Annotated in this window: 6 protein-coding genes and 1 pseudogene; 1 reads left to right on the forward strand and 6 read right to left on the reverse strand. The window is 60.8% G+C overall.

Annotated elements, in window-relative coordinates; genetic code table 11:
- Positions 1–18: 18 nt before the first annotated feature.
- From PZ895_RS00690 to PZ895_RS00705, 4 genes are read right to left on the reverse strand one after another with little or no spacing between them, the layout of a single operon-like run.
- On the reverse strand, positions 19–333 hold the full coding sequence (locus PZ895_RS00690; RefSeq protein WP_275837109.1) for a phage head closure protein: 315 nt from the start codon (positions 331–333) through the stop codon (positions 19–21).
- Entirely contained in the window at positions 333–746 is a 414-nt protein-coding gene (locus PZ895_RS00695) for a DUF3168 domain-containing protein (protein WP_275837110.1), read from the reverse strand. The genes PZ895_RS00690 and PZ895_RS00695 overlap by 1 nt, the downstream gene beginning before the upstream one ends.
- A complete protein-coding gene (locus tag PZ895_RS00700; RefSeq protein ID WP_275837111.1) occupies positions 743–1,162 on the reverse strand; it encodes an HK97-gp10 family putative phage morphogenesis protein in 420 nt (139 codons plus the stop codon). Before PZ895_RS00700 ends, PZ895_RS00695 begins: the two co-directional genes overlap by 4 nt.
- 1 nt (position 1,163) lies before the next feature.
- Positions 1,164–1,457, reverse strand: a complete 294-nt coding sequence (locus PZ895_RS00705; protein WP_275837112.1) for a head-tail connector protein — start codon at positions 1,455–1,457, stop codon at positions 1,164–1,166.
- 853 nt (positions 1,458–2,310) lie between these two features.
- On the opposite strand from PZ895_RS00705, the gene PZ895_RS00710 reads away from it, so the two are divergent.
- Positions 2,311–2,634, forward strand: coding sequence for an HNH endonuclease signature motif containing protein (locus PZ895_RS00710; protein WP_275837114.1), 324 nt, complete (start codon positions 2,311–2,313; stop codon positions 2,632–2,634).
- Positions 2,635–2,642: 8 nt separating this feature from the next.
- Here PZ895_RS00710 and PZ895_RS00715 read toward each other — a convergent pair whose 3' ends face one another.
- Both PZ895_RS00715 and PZ895_RS00720 read right to left on the reverse strand, forming a co-directional pair.
- Positions 2,643–2,984 (reverse strand): HNH endonuclease, encoded by a 342-nt coding sequence (locus PZ895_RS00715; protein ID WP_275837113.1) that lies wholly within the window; start codon positions 2,982–2,984, stop codon positions 2,643–2,645.
- Positions 2,984–3,327: pseudogene (locus PZ895_RS00720) on the reverse strand (hypothetical protein); the annotation flags it as partial. The pseudogene PZ895_RS00720 and the gene PZ895_RS00715, both read right to left, overlap by 1 nt.

Here is a 3,327-nt window from a genome sequence, read left to right on the forward strand (position 1 = left end):
AGGGTTTGAGGCCGCGTGTCACGACACGGCCACCGCGCGGATTTCCAGCGCACGACGCCGGCCGATCGCAACAATCTCTTTGATGTCGTGCGCCGTGCCGTCGAACATGATCCGATCGGCCGTGGTGATACCGTCGCGCCAACGGATGCGGAAGATGGTCGTGCCGGCCTCTGCCTCGCCGAAGCCGGTCAAGAATTCGTCAGCCGACGCCTTCACGATCTCCGCGCGCGTCGTGGCAATTTCCGTCCAGGCGGCAACGACGCTGCCTGAACCGGAAACCGTTTCGGTTTTACGTTCGATGGTGATGAGGCGGTCGAGCTTGCCGGAGCGCATTACACGATCCACCGGACAAGCGCTTCCACCGACAGGACGCCGTGGCCGAACGCCGGATCAGGATCGCGCGGAAAGACAGTGCGCGTCACCTTGAAGGAATCGCAATATCCGCCTTCGATCGGAAGCCGCTTGTCGAGCGCACTCTGCACGAGAAAGGCGATTTCCTTCGCCGCGTCCGGTCCTTCGTCCTTCGTCCAGATATGCAGATCGAGATTGACCCATGCGGCGCGTTGCGAGGTGTAATCATGGCCGTGCAGCGACGTGCTGCCGTTCGCCATGATGATCGTCGGCGTGTTGTCGGGCCGGGTCGAACCGGAACGGATGTTGTCGGCGTCTACACGCTGAAGCACGGCAGCGGTGCCGATCAGCTTGGCGCGGATGGCCGTCTGAAGGGCAAGGGTCGGCTCGATCATTGGTTTTTCCAGTGTTCGCGCACGGCCTTGGCGACGGCGCGTTTCGTTCGGTTCGACAAGCGTTTGCGCAGGAGCCGGAAGGCCGGCCAAAAGAACGGCTGTGCCTCGTGGTGCGCTGTGCCGTATTCCTGAAGGTGCGGATAGCGCACGTCCTCATTGCCGACAGTCACCAGCACTTCCAACTCGCCAGCGACACGCGAGCCGCCGGGCTGGGAATAGGCAGGCGTCTGCTTGCCGGGTGCCGTGACGGCGATCGATTCTTTCAGATCGCCCTCATCTTCCGGCGCAAGCTGGCGCATCAGGCGCGCAAGTTCCTCGCCGGACGTGACGAGCGAAGGCTGCACGGCCTCACGGACGCTCTTCGGAATCGCTTCAAGGCGGCGCTGAAGCCGCGCAACTTGCGGTGACATGGCCATGCTAGAAGCTCCAAACCCGGTAGGGCCGGATCAGATCGACCACGCCGAAGGGGAGTTCGGACGCCGACATGCCGACAAGAACCGCTTCCCGGTTCTCGTAGAGGTGCGCGGCAAGCTGAAGAATGGCTTCGCGGATCGCGGCCGGGAACGGATCGAGGCCGGCGAGCGGTTCGCCGACATAGGCTTCTATCCAGCCCGCAGCGGCGGCGAGCTTGGCCGAAAGGAAGGCATTGTCTTCCTGATCGGGGTCGAGATTGAGTTGCCGACGCAGATCGGCAGCGTTCGGCAAGGTCATTGCGAAGCCTCGTTTGATGGAAAAGTTATTTCGGCAATTTCTTGCGCGGTGCTCCCCGCGCCGGTCCCCTTGGACGCTGACAAATTGGAGACTACCCCCCGTCGCGCGCGCCTTGCCAATTCCCGCTGAAGATATTGTCCGTGAAGACGGGCACCTCGATCAGTTTTCATAGGTGTCGTGATAGCGGCTTCAACGGTATTCCCGGTCCGAAGGCGTGCCAAAATCAGATCAGGCGGAATTCCGTAATCCAATGCCCATTCAACGACTGGCTGTGAAAAGCCCTGATACTCAATCACAGTGTCCTGATTCATTTACTCGCTTGTAAGTTGTCGTGTTGTTCGATGCCGGCTTCTGAAGCAAGGGAGCGAAAACAATGGCTTGGGGTTTCGAACGCGGACGGGTCTACAATCGACGTGAGGCAATCCACGCGCGCTATAGGGGGCAGCAGCAGGGTGGCATCGTCACTCCTGCACAGCACCGGCTGGTCATTATCATCACTGGGGAAGAAGGATTGGCTCACGGCTATGCGGACCGCTACCTGCCCACTGGCGTGTTCGAGTATTTCGGCGAGGGACAGGTGGGGCCGATGACCATGACAAAAGGCAATGCCGCTATCGCCAATCACATCGCTAATGGGAAGGACTTGCTGCTCTTCAAGAAGCTTCGCGATGGTCTGCGCTTCGAAGGTGAAATGATCTACGCAGGTCACCACATTGAGAATGCGCCGGATCGACTTCAGAACATGCGTCCTGCAATTGTCTTCGAACTTCTGCCGATCGAAGCTGTTGAAGAGGCCACTGAGAAAGTTCAGCCCGAGCCAAACGCTGATCTGGCGAGGCTTCGAACACTTGCAATGGCCGCGGCGAACGCTGCACCGGACCGAAGAGACGTCCACACAAGTGTCATTGAGCGGAGTAGACACGTCCGTGACTACGTCGTTGCGCGATCGAATGGACATTGTGAGGGTTGTGAGGACCCTGCGCCATTCCTGCGGCCAAATGGTGTGCCGTATATCGAGCCGCACCATATCCTGCGCCTTAGCGACGGCGGTCCCGACGATCCCCGATCGGTGATAGGTTTGTGTCCAAACTGCCATCGTCGGGTTCACTCCGGGAGCGATGGTCGTGAATACAATCAGCGACTGCTTGAACGGATGGCTGCACTCGAGCCGCAGTAAGAATTTTCTCATCGGGCGCGCTCCGCTGCCTGAAGCGGGCCGTCATGACAGGGCTGGCAAACCGGCATCCAGTTAGAGCGGTCCCAAAAGAGCCGGTCGTTTCCCTTGTGCGGGATGACGTGGTGAACGATGGTCGAGGCACGGCCGCAACCGTGGTGTCGGCAATACGGATACATGCGCAGGAAGGCGGAGCGCGCCTTCTGCCATGCGGACGTGTAGCCGCGTTGCCTGGCCGAAGGTCGGCGGCGATCGTGGCGGGCCTTCCGGGCGCGATCGGCCGTGATCTGGCAGGCGCAACGCTGGTCGGCCGGGACGATCTTACCGCACGAGCAAAGGCGGGGCGGACGCATTACTGTTTCCACCTTGCCGAGACGGCGCGCAAACGGGCAATGCCGGCGCTCACTTCGTCGGGGCTGACTTCCTGAAGCATGTCATTGCCGGGACGCTGATCTTCGTCGGCGCTGCCGTGGATGGCCTTCAGCTTGGCGATCAGGCCGCGTTGTGCGGCGATGATTTCGCCGGGTGTGGCGCTCCATGTCGTTTCGGGCGACCAGCCAAGCCAGCCGGTGCCGATCTCGAAAAGGCCGGTGAAGTGCTCTTCAAAGGTGATGGTCTTTTCGCCGGCCGGTGCATGGTCGGAATCGTCACGGCCGATTAAAGCGCCGATGAAGGCGAAGAGCGCCGGTCGCAACA

This window comes from Mesorhizobium sp. YIM 152430 (assembly GCF_029210365.1).
Lineage (GTDB): Bacteria > Pseudomonadota > Alphaproteobacteria > Rhizobiales > Rhizobiaceae > Aliihoeflea.